The organism is Vibrio sp. 2304, assembly GCF_033339475.1.
Taxonomy (GTDB): Bacteria; Pseudomonadota; Gammaproteobacteria; order Enterobacterales; family Vibrionaceae; genus Vibrio; species Vibrio alginolyticus.
Map to the genome: position 1 here is coordinate 1 of NZ_JAWOUQ010000012.1, position 25471 is coordinate 25471.

Here is a 25471-nt window from a genome sequence, read left to right on the forward strand (position 1 = left end):
GACATTACTGTTGCCTGAAACGCTGAAGCTCAGCTCGCCATCCACATTATCCACATCGCTGAAGGCGGTATTTAGATTGATGGTGTATGGTGTAAAGTCTTCTGCCAAGGTTTGGTCTGCGATGTTGCTTTCAACCACAGGCGCGTCGTTTACCGCATTCACAGTGACGTTAACCGTCGCTTGGTCAGTCAGTGCACCATCGGTGACGGTGTAAGTAATTTCAGCGTCACCATGGAAGTTCTCGGCCGGTGTGAACACCAGTTTGCCATCAACAATTTCAACTGTCCCTTGGTCACTCGGCACGGACGCTGATTGAATAGACAACTCATCGCCATCAATATCGGTGTCGTTTGGCAGGACATCAACCGTTACTGAGCTATCTTCCTCTGTAATTGTTGTATCATTAGAGGCAATAGGCGCATCGTTAACTGAGTTTACTGTTACCGAAACTTGAGCTTCATCCTCTAACTCACCATCTGAGATGGTGTAGCTAATCGTTGCATTACCGTTGAAATTTTCAGCCGGAGTGAAAACAAGCTTACCATCGATAATCTCAACGATACCTTGCTCTTCTGGTACAGAAGCAGAGGTAATGATTAAATCATCACCTTCAATATCACTGTCGTTAGCGAGCACATCAATTACAACCAGGGAATCCTCGTCAGTTTGAATCGCATCATTAGTTGCTATTGGCGCGTCATTAACAGGCGTAATATCTAAGTTAGCAGTGCCATTAATAACACCGCCATCGTTATCAATAATGTCATAGGAGAATGACACTTCAGTGTCATCATCAGCCTCTGGAATGTAAGTCCAAGATCCATCGCTGTTATCAATTAAGGTGCCATTCCCACTCTCAATAGTGACGTTTGTAATGACAAGAGTATCGGCATCATCAATATTGACATTAGATAGTAATTCTTCAGTAGTTATCGTGATTGGATCGCTATCTTCCTCAACAGCGCTTAATGTCACTGGAGAATTAGTAAGTGGCTTACTTGAGCCATCCCCACTTGTCTCGATACCTGTTGTGAAGAAGTCATTTAAGGTCAACGCTTGTGTTTCAGATAAGCCGAGGGATTCTAGGCCAATAGTTTCAAAGTTTGTTGAGGCTAGCACTTCAGTACCATCTCGTACAATCGTGGCACTATTTTGCAAACTGGAGCCACTATTTTCACCCGCTGCAGGTGCGAGTTCTTCATCAATAGCAGAAGGGTCTTGACCTTGCTCAATAGCACTAATAATCTGTGCTACATCGTCTGAAATATCTTTTAAACCTTGCTCTTGAGCAAGCTGAATTTTCAGGTCTTGAGGCGCAGCATCTGTCATTGCCACTATCACTTCACCTGGTAGAGGCTGCTGTCCTTCTGCAAGGACTCTCAGCTGCCCATCCAAACCTATTACGACGACTTGATTACCGAGTGGCACTAATGCTGTACGATCCATATAAACCTTAACCCTAAATAACTGTCAAGTTTTTGACTAATAATACTAATTTGCTATATATTGCCCGAATATATAGTGCAATAACAGCAATTTGATGCTCAATGAAGTAATTATGTGTCATACATCAATAAGAATCCAGACGCATAAGTGTTTTATTTTATTAAAATCTGGACACTCGTTTCTAACCATTACCTCCATCTTTAATTTGAGATCTTAATTCAAGTTTTAGGCAGATTTAGTAGGTTGATTTATCAAAATTGAAACAAATGAACAGCGAATCAACAGGTTACTTCATCGCATATTAATGTTATTGTGCGCTAAATTATTGACGCCCTTATAAGTATTCCACTTATAAGCCCTATCACCTCGAGAATTTTTACCATTATCTAGGAGAATCACAGTGAAGTGGACTCGTGCCAACGCCTTTTGTATTGGTATGTTCACCGCTAGTCATGCTTTTGGGCAAACGCTAGAGCAAGCGGTTGAAAACACATTAAAAACCAATCCTGACATCAAAAGTGCGTTCAATGAATTCGTTAGCAAGCAGTATGTGAATGAAGCATCTGGTGGTGCTTACCTCCCATCCGTAGACTTAGATGCCGGTATCGGTTACGAAGGAATCAAACCCGCAGAGTCAGGGCGAGATTCAACCGATCTGACAAGAAAAGAAGCCACCGTGACACTAACCCAGCTAATATGGGATGGCTCAGCGACACTTAATGATATGGATCGAACAGCAGCTGATGCTGAATCGGTCCGTTATCAACTTCTAGCTGATGCCCAAGACACCGCTCTAGAGGTCGCGAAAGTTTATTTAGACTCAGTAAAAGCTTATGAAATTCTTACACTTTCCGAGAATAACTTGAAAGTGCATAAGAAGATCTATGAAGACATTAAAAAGCGAGTTAACTCAGGTATCGGTTCTACAGCAGACCTAACCCAGGTAGAGGCTCGTTTAGCAAAGGCTCATGGTAACTTGGTGGCAGCTCAGAACAACTTATATGACAGCCACACCACCTTTACACGCCTTGTCGGACAGTCACCACAAGGATTGATTTTCCCAAGAGCGGACCAAAACTTTATTCCCTACACCATCGATGAAGCGATTGACTTGGCATTCGAGTCACATCCAGTAATCAAAATTTCGGTAGCTGATGTGGACTCTGCAAAGTTCCAATACAAGCAATCTAAGGGAACTTACTACCCAACGATATCGGTAGAAGCGGCTCAAACATGGCGTGATGATGCAAGCGGTATCGAAGGAAGCAGCGAAGAGACAACAGCAATGTTACGTATGCGTTACAACCTCTTTAACGGTGGTAGTGACGTAGCCAACGCTGAAAGTTTTGCCTACCAACTAAATAAAGCAAAAGACCTAAGAGAACGTGCATACCGCCAAGTAGAAGAAGGTCTTCGTCTATCTTGGAGTGCGTTAGATTTAACACTTCAACAAAAAGAGTTCCTAGCGGATCACGTAGATTCGGCCTCAGAAACTGTCATCGCCTACGAAAAGCAGTATCGCATTGGAAAACGCACTCTGCTGGACTTGTTAAATACTGAAAACGAACTTTTCGAAGCGAGAAAGAACTACTTGGATGCTCGATACTCAGAGCAGTACGCCAAGTACCGCGTTATGAACGCGACTGGCCAATTGTTAAATGCCTTGCGTGTCGATGTACCTACAGAATGGAATGAAAAGGTGGAGTACTGATCATGAAACCAGTGAAGATTCTATTTGCATTGGGTATGCTCGCCATCACTCAACACGTTGTTGCTGAAGACGAATATGAGTATCGTCCTGTACCAAATGCAGAACAAATAGCAGATTTGCAAGATGACGATAACGATGGTGTCATCAATGCTCGAGATATGTGCCCAGGTACACCTGAAGGCTCAGAGGTCGACAACGACGGTTGTGGAGAATACATTAAAGCATCAGATAACATGCAAGTGCGGATACTTTTTGCTAACGACTCTGATGAGATCAATCCAGTCTTCAGAAGACAAGTCCGAGAGCTTTCCGACTTTTTAAAAGAGTACCCTACTACTTCGATAGAGCTGCACGGCTATGCTAGTAAAGTTGGTGGTTCAAAGCATAACCAAGATCTTTCTGAAAGACGAGCACGCAATGTCCGTGAAGCCCTACTAAGCTACGACATCGAACCGAGTAGAGTCCGCATTGTTGGTTTTGGTGACACTCACTTAGCACAGCAAGGGACCGATGAAGTCAGCCATGCTTTAAATCGTCGAGTAACCGCATCAGTCGTTGGTTACAAAGGCGAGATAAAAAGAGAGTGGACAATATTCACAACTCTTCCAGAAAGGTAAAGTACCTGTTTTTGTTTGCTCTGCAAGCACAAAGCAAACAAAAACGAGTGAATACTTAACCTCAGAAAAGGAGCTTCGGCTCCTTTATTTTTACTCATTTCGACAACCGTATTATGCTTTAGGAATCGGCACTTTAGTGTTACTCTAGCCACGTCATAACAACGAGAGTTTTGAAATGAGCAAACTTACATCAGATATCCAAGCGAACCTTGACCTTTTTGTTGCAGAAACGAAAGAAAACCAATTGGTTTGGGGTTTACGCAATGAAGAAGGTTGGCTATCTTGCGATTCAACTGAATTCGAAAACAGCGAAGTCATGCCTTTCTGGTCTTCTAAAGAAGATGCAGAAGCACATAATGTTGAAGAATGGGCAGATTTTACTGTACTAGAAATCCCATTAGATATCTTTGTTGAAGATTGGCTTTTGACTCTTGCTGAAGATGGTGTTCTTGTTGGAACTAACTGGAACGATCAGTTAGAAGGCAAAGAAATGGAGCCTCAAGATCTAGCAAAGCTTTACATTGATTAAAGATTTCTGACCTCAACTTTATGTTGAGGTCTTTCTTTTTTATGCCTCTTCTTTCAATATCTCGACCAAGTGCATAGTTTTACTACTCTTTTTCTTAGTACACCCAACTTAATCACAACGCTGATGCGTTAAAAGCGCTATGATAACTCAACTTTAAAGGCACCTTAAATTAAAGGCTCGTTTAAACATGCGCGTGCTCTATCCCTTGCTTGCGTCACTTTTGCTCACTCCAGTATATGCAAGCGACACTCAAGATATTGAACCAAACCAAAATATCACACAGTGGCACTCTGTCTACCAAACCACACTACGAAGCAACCCTGAGTCGGCATTGAGCATGCTTCAAGATCGCTACCATACAGCGAAATCGGACAGCGAAAAGCTCTACGTAAGTGGATTGATTTATGAATATATGTCAAACATAAATCAGCCTTACTATGGCAGCAGTCAAGTCTTAGACAACCCTTTTTCTCAATTAGAATCAGAATATATTCTTGCGTTAAATGAACGTAAGCATGGTAGTTACGAGGCCTCAGTAGATAGCTTTTCTTCTTTGCGACAGACAATGAAGAAAATATCCGATTCCGAAGGCAAGGCTCTGATGAACTATCAACTTTGTTATACGCTGAATCAACAAGGTCGTTATCACAAAGCAAACTTTTATTGCTCATCCTTAGAGAGCCACTTAAATCATAAGCATCAAGAAAACTTCCCTGTTGATCTTGCTTTGCGCGTGGTAGCAAATAACTACAATTACCGCGGTGACTATGAAAAAGCCTTAAGTTTGTATCGACAGTTGATGGCCAACATGTCGACGCAAAGCGATCCTTCAGGGATTTACAATGACGTCGGCAATTTACTTGCAGAGCTGGGGCAATTTGAACAATCAGAGCAATATCTCATTCAAGCCTTACTGGTTCGCCAAGATGAAGGGACACCTCTTGAAGTTGCGCAAGTCGAACATAGTCTAGGAGCGATGTACAGAAAATCCAAAGAACTCGATAAGTCCATCAGCCACTACAAAAATGCATTAACGATTCTCGAACAACTTCATTACCCATACGGGCAAGGGTTGACCTATTTAGGGTTATCTGCTGCTTTGGCCGATTCTGGGCAATTGGATACCGCGGTAGATTACATTGGAAGAGCATTAAACATTGCCCAAACTTATGAGAATACGCACCTTGAAACAGAGGGTCATTTGGCTGCTGGATTGGCATATTTAAAGAACCATACACCCGAAAAATCGATTGAACACACTACAATAGCGTTAAGATTAGCGGTAAAAAACGCTAGGCCCTTATTGCAAGCGCAAGCCCAATTACTCCTCTCAAAAGCATACCAAGCTCAAAATGATTACAAAAAGGCGCTGGAGCATCACAAGGCCTACTCGACGATTGAACTAACGAACCGAGACGCGAGTAATATCAAGGCGTTAGAGGCACTAGATCTCACTAAAAAAGAGTATGAATATGATCTACAAGTCGCGCAGTTGAACAACGAAACTCTTCTAAGTCAGTACCAGTTTGAAAAACTCACAGACCAACAACGCACTTATAATTTTGTTGTTTTCTGTTTATTGATTCTCCTCGCTCTGGCATTGATGGTTCAGCGACAAACACGCTTAAAAGCCAAAATAGACAGCTTAACGTGTGCATTAAACAGAGCGGCAATTATAGAGACGATTAAAAGCCAAACCTCCAAAGCGGAAGGAGACTTCCGTTACGTTCTAGCATTAATCGATCTAGATGACTTTAAGGCGATTAATGATCAGTATGGTCATCCGACTGGCGACTTAGTACTACAACAGGTGTGCAAAGCGCTTAAAGCTAAACTTAATAAGGGAGAGTACTTGGGTCGTTTAGGTGGAGAAGAGTTTATCTTGCTATTGAAAAACGTCGATGAGATTGACGTTCCCTTTAGAATACAAAGTCTGCATAAAACAATTTCAGAAAAGAGTGTACATTCGCTTAATAACCATCAATTGAATATATCTGCGAGTCTGGCCTATCTATCAACCTCAATGCCACTCACCAACTTTGATGAGCTCTATTCGATATTAGACCAAGCGTTATACAATGCTAAGAAGCAAGGAAAAAACTCCCTTGTGGACGCATACAACGAGCCGATCAGTTTAAGTGCTGAGTATATTCTCTAATAAAACCAAACCACCAGCGTAGTGGTTTGTTATAGGTGGAAGCATCAGTAAGCCATTCAGATGCAACACCATCATCAAGGAGTCTTTGTGCCCAGGGCAAGAAAAAACATTCAGTCTCTAGAGCGAGGTTTTCTAATCCTCGAGTTGCTCTCGATGAGTGAGTCTCCCCTATCATTACAGACGATCAGTAATGCGATCCAGTTAAATAAGACGACTGTTCACGGGTTACTTGCGACTCTACACTCTCTTGGATATGTATCCAAACACAACCATAGCTACAGCCTAGGGTTTAGATGCTATGAACTGTCTAAGCCGATTGAACAAAAAAACGAAGCTATCCGACAACATTTTGTTCCATTGCTGAAAAAAATGGCCCAAGTGACTAACAACACAGCTTACCTCGCTGTACAAAGTGGCGCTAAAGAGTACTTGTATATCGATGCTATAGAGCAGGATAACCCTCTTACTATCCGTAGCCCGAGAGGGAAACGAGAAGGACTCACAACATCTGCGATCGGCAAAGTTTTTCTTAGTTTTGATGATGAGCTTCGTCGAACATTACGCCTTGAAAACCAAATATCCCCCACGTTAGAAACTGAACTTAATCAGGTTGTATTATCAGGTTACGCACTCGATTTAGAAGAGGCAGAGCCAAACCTCAATTGCTTAGCGATCCCCCTTTACTTGGATGGTAAAGTCGTTGCTGTTGCAGGTGTTAGCGGTGCTGCCTCCGAACTGACGGTCACTAGGCTAAATCACTTTGCCAGCATCTTTCTCAAATTTTAAGATTTGACAATGTCGAATCCTAGGCCATTTTTATACTGTTTTGATTACATGCTTATACGTCGCCTCTAATATGGTCGTTGTTCAACTCAACAACGTAGGAGAAGCGATGTCTACTGTATTAATCACCGGCGCTAACCGTGGCTTAGGCTTGCAATTTGTCCGCCACTACCTTGGAAAAGGTTGGCAAGTTATCGCAACTTGTCGTTCACCAGAAAATGCTAAGCAGCTCAATGAACTAGTAACCCAATCTAATCAACTTCAACTGATGGCTCTAGACGTCACTAACCAACAAGATATCGATCAGTTAGCCACTCAATTAGCGGATCGTCCGCTCGATCATTTAATTCTTAATGCAGGTGTATTAGGCGAAGAGTGTGCAAAGCTTGGCGAAATGACCCAGAAAAAATGGCTAGAAGTACTAAACATAAATACCGTCGCACCTGCCCTGCTAATTCAAGCCCTACAAGACAACGTTGCGAAAAGTCAGCACAAAACCATCGTGGGAATCTCAACCCGAGTTGCGAGTTTAAGCGATAACAGTTCAGGTAACATGTACAGTTATCGAGCATCTAAAGCAGCGCTTAATCAGGTTCTAGTATCAGCAGCACGCAATCTCGAATCGCGAGGAGTAAAAACTGTCGCAGTTCATCCCGGCTGGGTAAAAACCGATATGGGCGGTGAGGACGCAACCTTTTCTGCCGAGGAAAGTGTTGCAGGCATTGTTTCGGTCGCAGAACAGCTAACACTTGAGCAATCCGGAAGCTTCCGCGTATTTGATGGCTCTACAATTGACTGGTAACTGATCTCTAAATGACGTCTCCCGGCCAAATTGAAGGCCGGGAGAATACAGTAAACTAATAGGCCAAAAAGATAAAAGCTCGCACTATCGTCAGACAAGCGAGCCGTTATCGTCTATGGTGTTGTACTACTGTCAAACGCTGAGGAAGTCAGCGATTGCAGAGGTGTCATTTAGGCAATGATTTCCCGTGAAACTCACTCAATCATCCCACTCAGGCGCTAGCCCTTCAGGGTTTACTTCGCGGCCATTTCTTTCCAACGCATCTATCTTAGCAATCGCCTCTTCACCCAGATTAAGTTCAAGTGCTTTCAGGTTACTTGCTAAATTCTCTCGTTTAGTTGAAGACGGGATCACCGCGTAACCTTTTGACAAAGCCCAAGCAAGCGCGACTTGAGCTGGCGTGGCCTGATAGTCCTCAGCAATACCAGCAATAGTTGGGTCCCCAAGTACTTTCCCATATGCCAAGGTCATGTAAGACGTTACCTGAATATCGTTTTCCTGCATGAAGCTGACCAACTTACGATTTTGCAAATAAGGGCTAAGCTCGATTTGGTTGGTAACAATATTCTCTTTACCGACCACTTCTATCGCTTGTTGCAACAAGTCAATATTAAAGTTGGAGACGCCAATATTACGGGTTAACCCTTGCGATTTAGCTTCAAGTAATGAAGCCATGTATTCGCTCAAGTTATTGTTATTGCCAGGCCAGTGGATCAAGGTCAAATCCACATAATCTGTATTTAGCTTTTCTAAGCTCTCTTTTAGACTTGGAATGAGTTGTTCCGTGTTCATGTTATCAACCCAGACCTTGGTCGTAATGAATAGCTCATCACGTGCAATACCGGACTGTGTCAATACTTCACCGATTTCTGCCTCATTACCGTAAATCTGTGCAGTATCAATTACGCGGTAACCCACTTCTAACGCATTACGGACTGAATCCTTAACTACTTCACCCTCTAAACGAAACGTGCCGACGCCAAATGATGGTACTTTCATCTAAATCTCCTGAATTATCGATTTTATAGTTGATTCGAAGCAAAACTTTACGCCGCAAGAAACTTTCCGTAAAGTTAACAATACTCAAATCTAATTTGAAATATATTCAACAATGAAAGCTACTCTAGATGAAATGCGCACCTTTATGGCCGTGGTCGATACGGGTTCAATCAGCTCTGCGGCTGAACTGTTATCGATGACCGTCTCGGCGGTGAGTCGATCGGTATCTCGGCTAGAAGCCAAACTCGAAACGACCTTGTTAAATCGCACAACCCGTAAGTTAGATGTTACTAATGAAGGAACGATATACCTCGATAAAGTCAGACATATTGTAGAAGCAGTAGAGAATGCCGAAGCACAACTGAAAAGCCAGAAATATAAGCCTTCTGGCCTCCTACGAATAAACGCAGCTACCCCCTTCTTACTGCACGTACTAACGCCGCACATTGCTAAATATCAGAGCTTGTATCCAGAAGTCGAAATCGATCTCAATTCCAATGAGGAAAATATTAGCCTTTTGGGAACAAAAACCGATGTTGCTTTTCGTATCGGTGAGCTACAAAACTCAACCATGCGCGCGATATTTCTTGGTAAAAGTCGGATTCGAATCGTCGCGAGTCCAGAGTATTTAAGACAACATGGTACTCCAACCTCAATAGATCAGTTACTCAATCACAAGCTACTTGGATTCAACAAGCCGGAGTATCTTAAGGAATGGCCGATCATGGATGATAAGAACAAACTTCTGCGTATTATGAGTAGCCTAAGCTCTGATAATGGCGAGACGCTAAGATGTTTAGCCTTACATGGTGCGGGGATAGCTTGCCTGTCTGACTTTATGACCTACTCTGACCGACAAGCTGGTCGCTTAGTGGGCGTGCTTAGTGAACACACGCATAATGTCGAACAGCCAGTTCATGCGGTGTATTACAAAAATGCCAGTACCTCACGCCGGATCAGCTCTTTTATTGACTTCATCAAGCAAGAAATCAAGGTAGAGAACCACCAGTTCCTCTAAAGACCACCGCTGTTTGTGGCAAAACACTTTTGTCTTTTTGCCGCTTTTTCTCACAACAAAAATCTCATAGTGTCCTGAATATCAGGGAGGCACCTTGCCTCCTAGTACTCACAGTAATAGTCAGGCTTCATAATGCATAAAGATTTAAGTAACAGATTCACCATCGGGGTTGAGCTCCCCCTAGATAATGACTGGACCCAAGAAGGCCAGAAAAAACGGCTGCTCCAACGAAAACCGTTCGGCGTACCAGACATGAGTGCACATAAACAGCGTATTATGTTAGCCGATAAGTTAGGCTTTAACGTAGCGTGGGTGAGAGATGTCCCGTTGTACGACCCTAACTTTGGAGACGCGGCACAAATTTATGAACCGTTCAGTTATCTTGGCTATCTCTCTGCGTGCACCGACAACATTCTACTAGGGACAGCAGCGATAGTATTACCGTTAAGACAACCTTGGCTAGTGAAAAAAGCCGCTGCGACCATCAACGAGTTAAGTGGTGACCGCCTGATACTCGGTGTGGCTAGTGGAGACCGCCCTAGTGAATATCCCGTTTTTAATGCCAACTTTGACAGCCGTGGCTCAGCTTTTCGAGAAAGTGTAGAGATTTTGAAAGATACGCAAAATGATAAGCTGGGTAACGATCTACAGTTATTACCCGAGTTTGCTGATATTCCTATCTATGTCGCAGGGTTAGCGCAGCAAAGTCCACAATGGATAGGAGAAAACCTAGACGGCTGGCTCGCCTACCCAGGCACACCTGATGATCATGAACACCGCGTTGCACTTTGGCGCTCCGTAGCGGGAAACAAACCCTACGCCAGCTTTATTCATCTTGATTTAGTCGATAACCCAAATGCACCAGTCGTTCGGCATCATTTTGGTATCCAGGCCGGAGTCAATGGCTTGATCGATGAGCTAGAAAAAATGCAAGAAGCAGGAGTCAATCACATCGGGTTGCATTTCCGTCGTAATAGCCAACCAATTGAGAAATCAATGGAACAGATCGCTCAGTACGTGTTGCCACGCTTTAACTAAGATCAAATGAAAATATGTGCCACCTTACTAAGGGGTGGCACGCTAGGCTTGGCAGTTGGAAAAACAAAAGCTGCAATAACGACAAAATTCTTTTGTTAAAAAAACAATAATAGTGTTATTTTAAAGTAAGTCTTGGTTGAATAAAGTCGATGAACGCGGAAATACGCTTAGAGACTGAAGAAGATTTGTAGAACACAGCATTGACCTGTTCTCGTCCAGTATTTGTGATTTTTTCCGATTCAAACAATGCCACTAACCGTCCAGAATCAAGATCATCTTTCACCATAAAGCCAGATAAACATGCAATGCCGTTCCCTGCCAGCACTAACTGTCTAACCGTTTCACCACTGCTGGATAGGATATCAGGCTCTATCATCTCAAACCCTCGTAATGGCCACTGATTTAACACTTTAGCGCCAGAAAAACCGATCAAGTTATGACTGCGCAAATCGCCCACCGCTTCAGGGAAACCTCGTTTAGATAAATAACCAGGCGTGGCAACGATAAATAGTGGGCTTGTTCCTAAAGGTTTAGCATGCAGTGTTGAATCCGATAATCGTCCAATACGTATCGCCACATCGGTTCTTTTTTCCAATAGATCCACAAAACCCTCATTAGAGGTAAGATCGAGTTGAATATCAGGATAAGCCTCTTTAAATGGCTGAATTAACGGCACGAGTTGATGTAAAACAAATGGGCTAGCGGCATCAACTCTTAAGCGCCCCTTGGGTAATTCACCTCGTGTGATGATCTCTTCTTCAGCTTGCTGTATTTGTAGTAAACCTAAGCGAACCGCTTCAACAAACTGATGCCCTTCCTCAGTAACTTCCACTCTGCGTGTCGTGCGATTCAGCAAGGTTACCCCCAACTGTGATTCAACTTTACTAACCGCACGAGATACCCTAGCGACTTGAATACCTAGTGCATCAGCAGCGGAAGAAAATCCACCACTATCCACAACTGCCATAAGAATCTCTAATTCATCTGATCGGGTTAACATTTCATCCCCTTTCCTAACTGCGCATTTCATTCATTTATAACAAAAGTATTTTGTAATAAACACCATTTTTCGCAACGAACAACTCTTTAATAATACACGACATGGAGACGGGCTATTCGTTTATCCATTCATATTCAATGATTATAAGAGAGAGTTGTTATGCCTTTAGCTTTACTTGCATTGACGCTTAGCGCCTTTGCTATTGGAACCACGGAGTTTGTAATTGTCGGTCTGATACCGACTATGGCCTCCGACCTCAACGTATCATTACCTTCAGCGGGTCTTTTAGTTAGCCTGTACGCACTTGGTGTCGCGGTTGGTGCTCCCGTTTTAACAGCGCTGACTGGTAACTGGAAAAGAAAGTACGTTCTGCTTTCTGTGATGGCACTGTTTGTTCTTGGCAATCTGTTAGCCTGGCAAGCACCTGGATACAACACTCTAGTTACAGCAAGGATACTGACCGGGCTTGCACACGGTGTGTTCTTTTCGATCGGCTCGACTATCGCCACTGGCCTAGTGTCAAAAGAAAAAGCCGCTAGCGCAATTGCTATTATGTTTACCGGTCTGACCGTAGCTCTAGTGACGGGCGTGCCACTTGGCACCTGGATTGGCCAGACATTTGGTTGGCAGGCAACCTTCCTAATCGTCGCGATCCTTGGAATCATCGCACTGATAGGAAGCGCTCTGCTAGTGCCGAGTAATCTGAAACAACCACCAGCAACCAAGCTGTCATCGCAAGTAAAAGTCTTGACTCAACCTCGTCTACTTTTGGTGTACGCAATCACCGCGCTCGGTTACGGTGGTACGTTCACAGCCTTCACTTACTTGGCTCCTATTTTGGAAGAAGTTTCGGGGTTTGGCTCTAGCGCTATCAGCCTAATTATGTTGGTTTATGGTGTATCAGTCGCATTCGGCAACATCTGGGGCGGAAAGATGGCCGACTCTATGGGGCCAATCAAAGCTCTTACAGCGATTTTCTCGGGCCTAATTGTGGTATTGCTCGTGTTTAGTGTCACAGCATTTAATCCAATTTCTGCAGTAGTGACCATTCTTGTCTGGGGTGCCTTTGCCTTTGGTAACGTTCCAGGACTTCAAGTTTATGTTGTCAAACTAGCAGAGAAATATTCACCTGATGCAGTCGACGTCGCTTCTGGTCTCAACATTGCTGCATTTAACGTAGGTATTGCACTGGGTTCTTGGGGCGGTGGCCTTATCGTGGCCAATGCTGGGCTGATGCACACACCTTGGATTGGCGCGATCGTAGTATTAGGTGCTCTACTACTAACCCGTTTCAGCGGAATGCTAGACAAGCGTGGAGAACAGCACGCAACGGCACACTGATTCACGTTCCGAATCTATAAAAATCACTTAAATTAGCCCGGCATTACGTCGGGCTTTCAATACAGAGTTTAAATACACCATTGACTGAGGTAGAAAGTTTATTCTACCCTTAGGTAAAACAAACGTTCTACCTAGTGTATCAAATAGTGAAAGAAAAAATCGCAGCAAGCCTAGAAAAAGCATTCAGTCAGTATGGCTTCGCCGAGCCTAGCGTACCCCAACTCAAAAACGCCTGCGAAGTCAGCCTGAGAACCCTGTACAAATACTACCCCTCCAAGGAAGCGATGATTGTTGCAGCTCTCGAGCATCGCCATCAAAGGTATTTGAGTTTTTTGCTCGAAGATGCCCCTGCCAATGGAACACCGGCTGTAATACACCTATTCACTCGCCTAGAGGATTGGATGAAGGAGTTTGCACCGAATGGCTGCATGTCCATCAATGCATTAGCAGCCTATCCAGAAAATCTATCGATTAATCAAGCAGTAAAACAACACAAATTGGCGGTTCGTCAGCTTATGCTCCAACTAAGTCAGCGAGAAGACCTAGCAACCACACTCTTCTTGTTACATGAAGGTCTATCCAACGCATGGCCGGTTCTCGGTCACGCTGCCTTTGCATCCGCTGAACACACTCTGCTAGAACTAATGAAGGAGAACAATCAATGACCACAATCCCGAAAGTCATGAAAGGCGTCCAACTTATCGGTCATGGTGGGCCAGATATGCTTCGTTACCGCGATGATCTACCTGTGCCAGTCCCCTCGCCTGATGATGTATTGATCCAAGTTGCCGCCGCCGGGGTCAATAACACCGACATCAATACCCGAACAGCATGGTATTCTAAAAACGACGCCAATAGCATGGATGCAAGTTGGTCAGGAGACGCGCTATCTCTCCCTCGAATCCAAGGTGCCGATGTATGCGGTACCATCGTCGCTGTTGGTGAGAATATCTGCCCATCACGAATCGGTCAGCGTGTGCTCATCGAACCATGTATTACGCGCTTCAACAGTCAAGCACTTAGCTCGCCTTGGTACTTCGGTTCAGAATGTGATGGTGGCTTTGCTCAGTTCACTGTTGTTGACAGTAAACATGCATTTGCTGTGAATAGTAGTTTATCGGATATCGATTTGGCCTCCTTCCCTTGTTCTTATTCAACTGCCGAGAACATGCTTGTCCGCTCTAATGTCACAGCGAGCGATACCGTACTGATTTCAGGGGCATCCGGTGGTGTTGGCTCTGCCGCAATCCAACTGGCGAAGGCGCGTGGAGCATACGTCATTGCTATCGCCAGCCCAGAAAAGAAAGAACAGATCACGGCATTAGGAGCAAACCAAGTTATCCCTCGCGATGCAAATTTAACGGCGACTCTCGGAGAAAACAGCGTTGACGTAGTGATTGATTTGGTCGCAGGAGAGCAGTGGCCACAATTTCTTCAGGTACTAAAGCCAGGATCAAGATACGCTGTTTCCGGCGCCATAGGCGGCCCAATTGTCGAGCTGGATGTAAGAACTCTTTACCTTAAAGACCTAGCGTTATTTGGTTGTACCGTTTTGGCACCAGAAGTATTCGGTAACTTGGTTCGCTATATCGAACAGAACGCAATTCGTCCCTTAGTCGCGGAGTCATTTCCCTTGAACCAGATAGGTCAAGCGCAAGAAGTATTTTCACGCAAGCAACATATTGGGAAACTGGTTTTGGAAATCACATAGCTTTTGTGATTAACAACCGCCTATACAAGTCATTGTAATTTGAGAACCCTTTAAGCATTCTACAAAATGTTCAGTAAATAGGAGAACGCTACGGTTGGCTTAGCTTGTTATCCCTTTTCATCACGCTAAGCCAGCTTGTAAAAATATGTGTGTTTGCTTCTGAGTTATAAATGTTTAATACCAACATTATCTTACTTCTGGCGTTCATGAACAGAACCGAGATCTGAACGACTTCGGTGTTAAACCTACGATCCTATTAAATATTTTCCTGAACGCGCTCACATCTTGGTAACCCACTCTAAATGATATTGCGTCAAATGTTAGGGTTGTCGACTCAAGTAAATCACAAGCTTTTTGTACTCTTAAGCTTTGTATGTATTGGTTAACATTGAAACCTGTCGCCTTTTTAAAGCGTCGCTGCAATGTCCTTTCTGTTAAACAACTCAACTCTGCAAGCTCTTTATTGCTCAGTTTTCCTTGATAATGATCGTTTATATAGTGCTGTATTTGAACAATTACCTCATCACCATGTTGGAAGTTTGGAGTAAACTGTTGATAAAAGCGTTGCTCTCTCGGACCAGTATCAATAACCAACATTTTTCCTAACAGGCGCATTACTGCCGGTGACGCAAATAAGGAAACCAACTCCAAACCTAAATCCACCCATGACATCATACCCCCAGCCGTAATGATCGATCCTTCGTTAATAAGGATGGCTTCTTGTCTTACGTGGATATCGGGAAACTGACTCGCTAATGAAGGAGCCAAGCCCCAGTGTGTCGTACAAGACTTATTGGTCAACAACTGGGTTTGAGCAAGAATAAAAGTACCGGCGCAGGCGGAGGCTAAAATCGCACCTTTACTATATTGGACATTTAACCAGTCGAGTAGCTCTGGCTCTGGTTCTAAGTAATATTGACCAGTGCCGCTAGGCGGAATCATTACCGCTGTTTTCACATCGAAGTGCGTGTTTGACCAGTGATCCAATATCTCTACTTCAAAGTGCACATCAACGCCCAATTTAGCCGCCGCACGGTTTGCCATCTCGAAGAGTTCGCTTAAACCATATACGGAGGCTTGCGAGCTATCTGGGTAATTAACGAGTGCTATTTTCATTTATCTTCAAGTGTCGCTTTTTGACTCTTTTGTGTCATTTTAGACTCTAAAGAAGGTGGCTAAAAGTCTTTATATTATTCGTACCGCAATGATCCTCAATAAAAGGAAAAGAAAATGACTCAAAAAGCCCTACTTGTAATTGATTTGCAAAACGACTATTTCCCAGAAGGAAAGTTTCCTTTATGGAATACAGAATCAACTTTAGACAATGTTAAGAGAGCAATAACTAAAGCCAATGAGCAAAACATTCCTGTGATTCATATTCAGCATATTGCCGATCCTGCCATGGGCATTGCCCCATTCTTCAATGAAGGCAGCGACGGTGCCAATATTCACCCAGAAGTTCTTGCTTTAGCGCCGAATTCCGAAATCGTGGTAAAGCACTTCGCAGATAGCTTTGAAGGAACACGTTTAGAAGAAGTATTGGCAAGCAAAAATGTAACGGAGTTACTTGTATGCGGAATGATGACACAAAACTGCGTCACACATACTGCTATCTCAAAATCTGCGGACAAGTATGATGTTTCGATCTTAATGGATAGCTGTACCACGGTCGATGAAATGATTCACAACATTGCACTTCACGCTGTCTCAACGAGAGTTCCCCTCGTAACTATTGAAGATAAGCTGTAATACACGTAAAACCTTTCGCTCACACAATGCGGGCGAAAGGTCACACATATATGCATTTTCATTGATATTTGCTTACTTTGTGTTAAACATTGGTTTCCAAATAGTTACAAGGAAACATTTATGAAATGGATAATCGCATTGTTTATTAGCTTATTTTCAGTTTTCAGCCATGCGAAAGAGTGGAAACAAATTCGCTTCACTGTTGAAGGGGCTTACCCTCCATTTAGCTGGACGACAAAAGAGGGAAAGCTAGAAGGGTTTGAAGTCGACCTCGCTAACGCGTTATGCAAAGAGTTAGAAGTAAAGTGCGTTATCTCAAAAATGGATTGGGATGGCATCATCCCTTCTCTTCTTAGTCGCAAGAACGATGCGATTATTGCTGCAATGACAATCACAGAAGAACGAGAAAAGAAAGTCGATTTCACCGTCCCTTATGCAAAAGTACCGACTCGTTTTGTAATGAAAAATGATAGAGAAATCAACATGGAGGACGGCAGCCTAAATCGTTTATCTATTGGAGTTCAAAGAGCCACAATTGGTGATAAGTACCTTTCTGCCTTGTATCCAGATATTGATATTCGTCGTTATGGTACGTTCGATGAGGCATTTACCGATCTACTCAATGGACGGTTAGATGCTGTATTTGGCGGCTCAATCGGTTTAAGTGCTGGTTTTCTTGAAACTGCACAAGGTGAAGGCTATCACTTTACTGGACCAGCGTTTACAGAGGAAAAGTGGTTCGGCCGTGGCATTGGCGTAGCAGTGAGAAAACAAGACAAAGAATTAAAAGCATTACTCGATAGCGGAATACAAAAATTGATCCAGAGCGGTAAGCATAAAACCATCGCCAGCAAATATTTCTCCTATAGTATTTACGAGTAACCTCTTTATCTTTTTATAGCCTGCGCGGTATAGGAAACTTCCCTTTCCCTATAAGGCGACAAAAACGGAGCCCTCGAGCAGTCGCCCGAGGGTTATTTTTATAAAAAAGCCCACGTATATAAGTAACCCGCTCCCATGGCCATCGTTAAGATAACGATTAGGAAGGCAGCGATCATTTGGTTCTTAAAAATTGATTTCAACAAAATCACTTCTGTAAGACTTGCGCCAGCACTACCAATAATAAGCGCCATAACAGATCCAAGAGCCATACCTTTTTGTACTAGTGCCGCGCTAAGTGGAATGACCGCCTCTGCACGTATGTACAATGGAATACCAATGATTGCTGCGACCGGAATCGCGTACCACTTCGCTTCACCAGCGAACTCCGCAATGAACTCCGTCGGGATGAAGCCATAGATAAATGAACCAATCGCAATGCCCATCATGAGATAAGGGAACACTTGCTTAAAGTCTTTCCAAGTTGATTGCCAAATACGTACCCAGCGGCTAGGTTCTTTCTCTTCCACGACTGTCGCTGTTGCACTACCGTCTGATGAGCAGCAAGACACTTCCACTTTAGGTTCAGGTTTTGGTGCATCACCACAGCAAGATGTTTTCGCCGCAACTGGCGTAGGTTCATTGCAGGCGCTGGTACCACAGATTGATGCTGGTCTCGCTTCTTCTTTTTTCTTGCTTGAATCGCCACAAGAAGTACCGCACGAAGAAGAACCTACCGCTTGATATGCTTCTGGTTTGACGTAACGTTCAAACCCTAGTTTTTCAAGTACATAGCCTGCTACCACTGATACTGACATCGCGATAGCAAAGTAAAATACCGCAACTTTCCAACCAAAAGTCACCACAAACAAGCCAATAATCACTGGGTTAAGCAACGGGCTTGCAAATAGGAACACCATCATAGGTCCAAAACCTGCTCTTGCACGCAACAAGCCTTTTAAGAAAGGAATGGTCGAACACGAACAGAAAGGCGTAATCGAACCTAGCAACGCAGCAATGAAGTAACCTTTACCCTTTTTCGAGCTGAGAATAGATTGAATTTTTTCTGGCGTTAGAAAATCTTGCAACACACCGACAATGTAGCTAATTGCCAGAAATAAGATGATAAGTTCGGTTGCTAGAAACGCAAACATATCCAGCGCTTCTTTAGCCATAGTTATAATTTCTGTATTCACATTTACTCTCCTAGTCATTTTTCGCTAACGAGCTTACCTGATAGATCAGCCTTTATTTCGATATTTCTGGAATTATAGAATCACAAAACAAAAAATCAACAGAATATTTCCATAAAAATGGAATAATAAAACTAGTCATTACTTATCATAAAGTTACATGTCGTTAGCTATGCAGAGTGGTTGTCGATGATAATTTCAGAGCATCTCGATTCCTTTTTATCAAACATAACCTAAAATTATCAAAATAAGAAAAAACCATAATTATTGCAGCAGCACCCTCTGAGTTAGTATGACTTTCGACCATTCTTAATAATAAGGAAAACCTATGAGAGCGATAACTTACCAACGAGATAACGATACTTTCTCTTTATCCGAATTACCTACACCAAAACTAGAAACCCAATTTGATGTATTGGTTAAAGTTAACGCTGTTGGTTTGAACCCTGTCGATGCAAAAATTCATTATTGGTCAGACATGGTCACTAACATGGATAACAATTTTGTTGGCGGGTTAGACGTATCAGGAGAAATAGTCTCTGTAGGCGATGCGGTCGTTGATTGGAAGGTTGGCGATAAAGTGTTGTATCACGGAAACATGAGACGCCATCACGGTGGATTCGCTGAATTTGCTATCCATGATTCAAGAACGCTTATAAAACACCCTCAGGTTCCGGTTGAAGTAGCAGCATCTACACCTTGCGCAGCCTGGACCGCATATCGCGCTTTGGTAGACAAGCTCGATATTTCAAATCGAAGCAGCATTTTTATCGCCGGAGGTGCTGGCGGCGTTGGAAGCTTTGCTATTCAGTTAGCAAAGACATTTGGTGTTGAACAGATCATTGCTACTAGTTCAGAAGCTAATCACGCATATTTGTCCTCGTTAGGAGCAACCCATACGATTGATTATCATCATGAAGATGTAGTTCAGCGAGTAATGGACATTACCGGAAATCATGGCGTTGAGGTTGCACTCGATTGTGTAGGCGGTGATAACGACCGAATTGCAGCCTCGGTGTTAACCTTTGAGGGCGAAATGGTGGAGCTCGTCAAGACTGTCGACCCTTCTCAATATCCAGATGCCTTCTTAAAAGGCTTGGGCTTCCACCAAATAAGTTTGGGCTCTGGTCATGTCTTTGGCGAGAGAGGGTTTGCAAGTATCGTTAATGCCGGAAAGGAAGTGTCTGAGCTATTAGAAAATGGAGAATTGGAAGTACCGAAACTGAAGATCATCGGCTTAGAGGATGTAGGTAACGCACTCTTGGACATGCGAAATCAGAGAACAGTTGGAAAGATTGTCGTTAATCTGAACCAAAAATAATTAATAAAGATCTCGAGGCAAACTGGCAAAGTAATGAGCAAGTTAAAGCATCTTGTTACTTTGCCAGATATGAAAGACCTTTATTTTGTCTATAACGATGAATGAAAAACAAAACCTCTTGCCATACTTCCCTGCGCTTCACCAAAATTAGGCGTTTTCGAGAGTGTCTCTCCAAGTCGCTAGCAATTTAATATGACGTGGTTCAATCCCACAGCAACCACCAATAATGCTTGCTCCCTGCGCATGCCACTTTTTAGCATACTCAAGATATTCAGTCGGAGAGAAATGACGAACTTCCTGAATGGTCTCGTTGGCTTGGTGCGCTTGCTTTATCGGAGCAAAGCTATTTGCGAAAACACCTATCGTCAATTCTCTACCTGACTCACTCAATACTGCTTGTGTATCTATGATCGCTTGCTCGACAACTTCAGGAATAGAGCAATTGAAAAAGATACCTGAAACATTTGTTTTCAACAGCGTATTAACCGCGACTTTAAGAGATTCCCCTGAGCGAAGGCGAGGCAAAGAGTTAGGCTCATCCATTAAGGTGAAAGCAATATAATTGGGCTTATCTGTTTTGGCTAAAATTATTGATAGAACTTCAACTTCAGCGAGGCTAGACACGGTCTCAGCTAACCAAATATCAACATATTGATCTTGAGCTTCAAATAACTCAGAAGCCACTTCCAGTGCCCTTTTCGGCTCGAATAATTCAGGCCTGTAAGACCCCATTACAGGAGGAAGAGAGCCCGCAACGAGCACTCTATCGTTAGAGCTGGTGACTACATCTCTGGCAATTTTAGCTGCAGATTTTGCTAACTCAGTCCCCCGTTTTGCATAGAGTTCCTCGCCTAAGTGAAATGGGACACATGCATAACTGTTAACAGTGATAATCTCTGCGCCAGCGTCTATGAAATTCTCATGGGCCATTTTTACATGTTGTGGTGATTCAATTAGCGCTTGTGCACTCCAAAGCGGCTGAGAAAAAGGGGCGCCAATACGTTTCAACTCTCGCCCCATGCCACCATCTAAAATTGTTACTTTCTTCATTTAGACATCCATACCGCCAAACATCCATAAGCTCTATTCAAACACAATTTTTATCAATTCAAAATGAAATTGTTATGTTTAAAGTGAACAAAGACTTAATGGCTGATTAAACACTTTAGTATTTACCAGACCTTTCATTCGGACCAAGCTAATGTTATCGCCATTAACTTCGAGTAAAAAGCCCATTATCTATGTCTCTCGGCGAGGCGAACGTTACGAGCCACAATAGTGCATGAAGTGATTGAGGGACTCGCCCTCAATCAAATTTTCTTTTTATTATAAGACTTTAGATAAAAACTTCTGCAATCTAGGGTTGGTGGGGTTATCAAAAAATCGCTCAGGAGAGTCAGAAACCAAAAGCTCACCATCTTCCATAAACAACACCCTATCAGCGACCTCTTTTGCGAAACCCATTTCATGAGTAACCACGACCATCGTCATTCCGTCCTTGGCCAAATCTTTCATCACATCAAGAACTTCTCCAACCATTTCAGGATCTAGTGCTGATGTGGGTTCATCAAACAACATAATGTTGGGCTTCATTGCTAACGCACGAGCGATTGCGACGCGCTGCTGCTGCCCACCTGATAAATGATTAGGATAATTATCCATTCTCTCCGATAGACCGACTTTATAAAGCAAATCTTTTGCTTCTTTCTTCACCGATTCAGGGTCACGTTTAGAAACCTTTAAAGGTGCCAACATGACGTTCTCTATCGCCGTTTTATGTGGAAAAAGGTTGAAGCCTTGAAATACCATGCCCACATCAGCGCGTAGTTTATTGATATCCGTAGATTTGTGGTACATATCGATACCATCTACGATAATAGACCCACTATTTATTGTCTCTAATTGATTGATCGTCCGTAAGAATGTTGACTTACCAGAACCTGACGGTCCTACGATGACAATCACTTCCCCTTTTTCTACATTTACCGATACGTCCTTGAGCGCATGGCAGCCATTAGGGTAAATTTTATTAATTGTTTTTGCTGAAATAATGTATTCCATTAATGACTCCACCATTAATCACTTGCTGCCAATTTCTTTTCTAACGTTTGTATTGCCCAAGATAAGGTACTAGTCAGAAGCAAATAAAGGGCCGCTACGGTAAACCAAACTTCAAATGGGGCAAAACTACCACTTACGACTTCCCTGCCCGCTTTTGTCAGATCAGTAATCGAAATCACGGAGACAAGTGAGGAATCTTTTATCAGGTTGATAAACTGCCCGGCTAAGGGAGGTAATGTCTGCTTAAACGCTTGAGGTAAAATGACATAAATCATCGCTTTGGGATAATTCATTCCTAGTGAACGCGCCGCTTCCATTTGTCCTCTTGGGATTGACTGGATTCCTGACCGCACAATTTCTGCGACATAAGCAGCGGTAAACACGGAGAGCGCTATCACTCCCGCAGTAAAACGCTCAAGGTCAAGCACAGTACCAATAAAGAAGTAAACGATAAAAATCTGTACTAAAAGAGGCGTTCCACGAATAACCTCGACATACACAAGCGCCAGCTTTTTTAATGCCGGATTGCTGGATATACGCATTAGTCCGACAACTAAGCCCAACGCTAGAGCAATGATAAGTGACCAGAGTGAGATTTTAATGGTCGTCACAACACCATCTAAAATTGGGCCAGAGCGCCACTCTTTTATAGTTGCTAAGGTATCTCCTTCAAAAATAAGATCACCTTCATAGACGTCCACAGACTTATATTGGCTTAGTTCAAGAACAATATCACCATGAATACTCTCCAGAGCCAGTTGGTTATTCTCGTCGAGAATGATGTTCCCATCGACAGGCGCGGTAATGGATGAAGCAGCGTTAGTGGCAATATAAGGAAGGACACGCTCCCAATTCCAGCTGTAATCGATTCGCTTACCTGACAGATAGACAAGACCGCAAATTGATAGCAAAACAAGAACAAAAACAGCGTTCCACAATAGGGATTTAAAGTTATTTTGCATGTGATTCCGAGAATGACTTTGATTAAAGTTGGTTGGGTATTTGAATAAAGAAAAGCGTTAGCTTCACAGCGCGAACCGTTTGGTTGGCGATGAACCGAGCCAGAAGCTAGCCGCTCCTCTACAATAACAAAATGATTACTTAACTTGCTTTAACCATTTATCGTCGTTAAACCACTTATCGTAAATGCGATCGTAAGTTCCATCGCCCTTAATTTGACGTAAATAGTTGTTTAAGAAGTTAAGCGTATCTGGATTTCCTTGCGGCACAGCCCAACCCAAAGGCTCGTAAGTAAACGGTTTAGCCAAGTGCATTAACTGCCCTTTGTTTTCCGCCACATAAATAGAGTTGTAAGGAAAGTCATAAACAAACGCATCTACCTTTCCGTTGGCAACCTCAAGTACCGCTTCAGACTGAGTTTCGTATAGATTTATCTTAGCTTTCGGAAGGTATCGTTTTACCGCTTGCTCACCCGTTGTCCCAAGCTTAGTTGCAACAACATATTCTGGACTATTGAGATCTCGGTAACTAGACACTTTACCTTCATGTTTGAGATCTACGAGAATGGATTGACCAATAACCACATAGGGATCAGCGAAATTCACCTGAGTATTTCGCATAGGTGTGATAGTCATCCCGCCCATAATCATGTGACACTTACCAGTCAACAGTGTTGGGATAATGCCATCCCATGAAGTGTTTACCGGAACAAACTTAACATCCATGGCACGCGCCATTTGCTTACCCAAATCGATATCAAACCCGATGTACTGCCCATTTTTTGCTGTCATTTCAAAAGGCATATACCCAGAATCAAAGCAGACTTTTAGCTCCCCTGTACTTTTGATGTCGTCTAAAATTGGGTCTGCATTAACCGTCGTCGAAACAGCTAACCCCAGTGCAGCAAAACACAATAACTTTTTCATGGATATTCCTTTATCATTTGTTGTAAAGTTTTTTTATACACGACAATAGAATAAAAAACCACAAACAATGACTTTTTAATCACTAGAATTTTTAGGATCGTTACTAAGCCGGAAGATCTGAATGAAAATCTATACCAAGCCATTGCAATTGAATTGCATGCATTAAGTGATTAAGTTGTAGGCAGGTCACTATAACGACAAGAAACATACGCTTTGACTGAATAGTCAGCGTTTCCGAGAGTGGTTTAATTATTAACGAAACCATACAGATATTCGCTTTTTCACATTGACCGTAATGTCAAAAGTGCTTGAGTTTTATTGTTGACAATTCTTCCATAGTCAATGGTCACAAATGTGATGTACAGCACATTTCTATAGTGGCACTATCACCTTTGTCGAGAGATATTAACAAGGATTCGTTGGACATCTTGACTTTGTAATACAAATAAAAAGGTGACTATATGAAAAAACTAATGACGCTCTCATCACTATTATTATTCAGTTTATCTGCTACTGCTGGTATTCATGTCGAACACTCTACAAACAAAGTTGTTCTCAATGACTTTACGACAAAAGATGCCGCTTATAGCTCTGCGTTTGATCTTGTCGATGAATACCAAACGCTATCAAAACATGAACTTAGAAATCGTCTAAACATCATTGGAAGCGGTTTCCCTCGTGATATTGCAATCGATGATAGTAAGGTGAGAGTTGAAGAATACGCACTTAACCGTGATGAAGTTAAATATCGTGCAATCATAAACTTCAATTATCACTTCAGAACAAGTGACGGCGGTAAAAACTAAAAATCATCTGCACCTTTACTTTCTTAGAGCCCTTCCTATTTTAAGAAAGTAAAGGTGTCTAATCATATTGAAACGACGGCTTTTCATAAATCGCTCTCTCCTTACATAAGCAGTATCAATCCCTACCTCTATCGTTTACATAAAAATCATTTTTCCAATCTTCATTGAGATACATTTCGTCGTTTGGGGCTTTGTCATTCGCTTGGTTCGCCATATGGATTCCACATCACTTAAATGAAAAAGACCCTTGAAATTGAGTTCACTTTTTTATGAAGATTAACTCAACCTAAGATTGACAATTGTCGTTATATTTTTCTCGTTTATAGCAATATATAAAGAACTCTTTTTGTTTTAATTAACCATAAAGCGTGAAAATAAAAAAAGGCAACAAGACACTTCTTGTTGCCAAAGAAAAAATACATC

24 protein-coding genes are annotated in these 25471 nt (G+C 42.7%); 15 read left to right on the forward strand and 9 right to left on the reverse strand.

What is annotated here, in order from left to right; genetic code table 11:
- A partial coding sequence (locus R7P64_RS19325; protein ID WP_318123846.1) for a cadherin-like domain-containing protein occupies positions 1-1446 on the reverse strand: 1446 nt, incomplete at its 3' end.
- A gap of 400 nt (positions 1447-1846) precedes the next feature.
- Between R7P64_RS19325 and R7P64_RS19330 the strand changes: the two genes are divergently transcribed.
- The 6 genes from R7P64_RS19330 (at position 1847) to R7P64_RS19355 (ending at position 8046) form a co-directional block, all read left to right on the forward strand.
- The gene (locus R7P64_RS19330) at positions 1847-3157 is read left to right on the forward strand and encodes a TolC family outer membrane protein (RefSeq protein WP_017635971.1); all 1311 of its coding nucleotides are present in this window, start codon (positions 1847-1849) and stop codon (positions 3155-3157) included.
- Positions 3158-3159: 2 nt separating this feature from the next.
- Complete coding sequence (locus R7P64_RS19335; protein ID WP_005377354.1) at positions 3160-3774, forward strand: OmpA family protein; 615 nt, start codon at positions 3160-3162, stop codon at positions 3772-3774.
- 175 nt (positions 3775-3949) lie between these two features.
- Positions 3950-4303, forward strand: a complete 354-nt coding sequence (locus tag R7P64_RS19340) for a DUF2750 domain-containing protein (protein ID WP_005377352.1) — start codon at positions 3950-3952, stop codon at positions 4301-4303.
- A 187-nt stretch (positions 4304-4490) separates the two neighbouring features.
- Positions 4491-6461: a tetratricopeptide repeat-containing diguanylate cyclase gene (locus tag R7P64_RS19345; protein WP_318119283.1), complete on the forward strand. Its 1971-nt coding sequence runs from the start codon at positions 4491-4493 to the stop codon at positions 6459-6461.
- Between the two features lie 87 nt (positions 6462-6548).
- The gene (locus R7P64_RS19350; RefSeq protein WP_318119282.1) at positions 6549-7247 is read left to right on the forward strand and encodes an IclR family transcriptional regulator; all 699 of its coding nucleotides are present in this window, start codon (positions 6549-6551) and stop codon (positions 7245-7247) included.
- A 106-nt stretch (positions 7248-7353) separates the two neighbouring features.
- Positions 7354-8046 (forward strand): SDR family oxidoreductase, encoded by a 693-nt coding sequence (locus tag R7P64_RS19355; protein ID WP_054575005.1) that lies wholly within the window; start codon positions 7354-7356, stop codon positions 8044-8046.
- Between the two features lie 198 nt (positions 8047-8244).
- Here R7P64_RS19355 and dkgB read toward each other — a convergent pair whose 3' ends face one another.
- On the reverse strand, positions 8245-9045 hold the full coding sequence (gene dkgB / locus R7P64_RS19360; protein ID WP_318119281.1) for a 2,5-didehydrogluconate reductase DkgB: 801 nt from the start codon (positions 9043-9045) through the stop codon (positions 8245-8247).
- Between the two features lie 112 nt (positions 9046-9157).
- Here dkgB and R7P64_RS19365 point away from each other — a divergent pair, with 112 nt between their 5' ends.
- A complete protein-coding gene (locus R7P64_RS19365) occupies positions 9158-10063 on the forward strand; it encodes a LysR family transcriptional regulator (protein ID WP_318119280.1) in 906 nt (301 codons plus the stop codon).
- Positions 10064-10195: 132 nt separating this feature from the next.
- Entirely contained in the window at positions 10196-11101 is a 906-nt protein-coding gene (locus R7P64_RS19370; RefSeq protein ID WP_318119279.1) for a TIGR03571 family LLM class oxidoreductase, read from the forward strand.
- A 115-nt stretch (positions 11102-11216) separates the two neighbouring features.
- On the opposite strand, the gene R7P64_RS19375 is transcribed toward R7P64_RS19370, so the two are convergent.
- Complete coding sequence (locus tag R7P64_RS19375) at positions 11217-12101, reverse strand: LysR family transcriptional regulator (RefSeq protein ID WP_042523726.1); 885 nt, start codon at positions 12099-12101, stop codon at positions 11217-11219.
- A 159-nt stretch (positions 12102-12260) separates the two neighbouring features.
- Between R7P64_RS19375 and R7P64_RS19380 the strand changes: the two genes are divergently transcribed.
- The 3 genes from R7P64_RS19380 to R7P64_RS19390 all read left to right on the forward strand — a co-directional run bounded on the left by R7P64_RS19380 (position 12261) and on the right by R7P64_RS19390 (position 15153).
- Positions 12261-13442 (forward strand): MFS transporter, encoded by a 1182-nt coding sequence (locus R7P64_RS19380; RefSeq protein ID WP_017635963.1) that lies wholly within the window; start codon positions 12261-12263, stop codon positions 13440-13442.
- Between the two features lie 143 nt (positions 13443-13585).
- Complete coding sequence (locus tag R7P64_RS19385) at positions 13586-14107, forward strand: TetR/AcrR family transcriptional regulator (protein WP_154205194.1); 522 nt, start codon at positions 13586-13588, stop codon at positions 14105-14107.
- A complete protein-coding gene (locus R7P64_RS19390) occupies positions 14104-15153 on the forward strand; it encodes an alcohol dehydrogenase family protein (RefSeq protein WP_005388897.1) in 1050 nt (349 codons plus the stop codon). Before R7P64_RS19385 ends, R7P64_RS19390 begins: the two co-directional genes overlap by 4 nt.
- Before the next feature lie 204 nt (positions 15154-15357).
- Here R7P64_RS19390 and R7P64_RS19395 read toward each other — a convergent pair whose 3' ends face one another.
- Positions 15358-16269, reverse strand: coding sequence for a GlxA family transcriptional regulator (locus R7P64_RS19395; protein ID WP_262638871.1), 912 nt, complete (start codon positions 16267-16269; stop codon positions 15358-15360).
- Positions 16270-16383: 114 nt separating this feature from the next.
- Here R7P64_RS19395 and R7P64_RS19400 point away from each other — a divergent pair, with 114 nt between their 5' ends.
- Both R7P64_RS19400 and R7P64_RS19405 read left to right on the forward strand, forming a co-directional pair.
- Entirely contained in the window at positions 16384-16902 is a 519-nt protein-coding gene (locus R7P64_RS19400; protein WP_005377333.1) for a cysteine hydrolase family protein, read from the forward strand.
- 120 nt (positions 16903-17022) lie between these two features.
- Entirely contained in the window at positions 17023-17784 is a 762-nt protein-coding gene (locus R7P64_RS19405) for a transporter substrate-binding domain-containing protein (RefSeq protein ID WP_318123849.1), read from the forward strand.
- A 98-nt stretch (positions 17785-17882) separates the two neighbouring features.
- Here R7P64_RS19405 and R7P64_RS19410 read toward each other — a convergent pair whose 3' ends face one another.
- Positions 17883-18956 (reverse strand): permease, encoded by a 1074-nt coding sequence (locus R7P64_RS19410; RefSeq protein ID WP_005377329.1) that lies wholly within the window; start codon positions 18954-18956, stop codon positions 17883-17885.
- Positions 18957-19302: 346 nt separating this feature from the next.
- On the opposite strand from R7P64_RS19410, the gene R7P64_RS19415 reads away from it, so the two are divergent.
- Positions 19303-20295 (forward strand): zinc-binding dehydrogenase, encoded by a 993-nt coding sequence (locus tag R7P64_RS19415; protein WP_005377328.1) that lies wholly within the window; start codon positions 19303-19305, stop codon positions 20293-20295.
- A 147-nt stretch (positions 20296-20442) separates the two neighbouring features.
- Here the strand turns inward: R7P64_RS19415 and R7P64_RS19420 are convergent, their stop codons facing one another.
- From R7P64_RS19420 to R7P64_RS19435, 4 genes are all read right to left on the reverse strand, one after another.
- On the reverse strand, positions 20443-21345 hold the full coding sequence (locus R7P64_RS19420; protein ID WP_053304412.1) for a homocysteine S-methyltransferase family protein: 903 nt from the start codon (positions 21343-21345) through the stop codon (positions 20443-20445).
- A 276-nt stretch (positions 21346-21621) separates the two neighbouring features.
- Positions 21622-22356 carry an amino acid ABC transporter ATP-binding protein gene (locus R7P64_RS19425; RefSeq protein ID WP_170893395.1) on the reverse strand — a complete coding sequence of 245 codons (735 nt, stop codon included), beginning with the start codon at positions 22354-22356 and terminating at the stop codon, positions 21622-21624.
- Between the two features lie 14 nt (positions 22357-22370).
- Entirely contained in the window at positions 22371-23318 is a 948-nt protein-coding gene (locus R7P64_RS19430) for an amino acid ABC transporter permease (protein WP_005377325.1), read from the reverse strand.
- 135 nt (positions 23319-23453) lie between these two features.
- The gene (locus R7P64_RS19435) at positions 23454-24242 is read right to left on the reverse strand and encodes a transporter substrate-binding domain-containing protein (RefSeq protein ID WP_005377324.1); all 789 of its coding nucleotides are present in this window, start codon (positions 24240-24242) and stop codon (positions 23454-23456) included.
- Positions 24243-24703: 461 nt separating this feature from the next.
- On the opposite strand from R7P64_RS19435, the gene R7P64_RS19440 reads away from it, so the two are divergent.
- The gene (locus R7P64_RS19440) at positions 24704-25048 is read left to right on the forward strand and encodes a DUF3316 domain-containing protein (protein ID WP_104979228.1); all 345 of its coding nucleotides are present in this window, start codon (positions 24704-24706) and stop codon (positions 25046-25048) included.
- The last annotated feature ends 423 nt before the right edge of the window (positions 25049-25471 follow it).